Origin of the sequence: Vibrio mytili (assembly GCF_000830505.1) — a bacterium.
Taxonomy (GTDB): Bacteria; Pseudomonadota; Gammaproteobacteria; order Enterobacterales; family Vibrionaceae; genus Vibrio; species Vibrio mytili.
On the sequence record NZ_JXOK01000057.1, the window covers coordinates 1 to 227 of the forward strand.

Consider the following 227-nt stretch of genomic DNA (forward strand, 5'->3'; position numbering starts at 1 on the left):
AGCTAACTTTGGTTCTGACCAAAGCAATCCGGTTTCTATTGATGGCAATTTCACGACCACCCAAGGCGCTGACCATGTAGTGAGCTATCAGTTAGATGCCTCTGCAACACCGGTTGACGGCTTAACATCGCAAGGTGTGGCTGTGACGTTGACAGAAACGCCGAACGGTGATGGCAGCTTCACTTATGAAGCGACGGCGGCTGGCAACCCAGTGTTTACGCTGACGG

General features: G+C 52.4%; 1 protein-coding gene. It reads left to right on the forward strand.

The window, feature by feature from the left end; genetic code table 11:
* Positions 1-227: T1SS-143 repeat domain-containing protein (locus SU60_RS14780; RefSeq protein WP_041156189.1), on the forward strand; the 227-nt coding region annotated here is incomplete at both ends.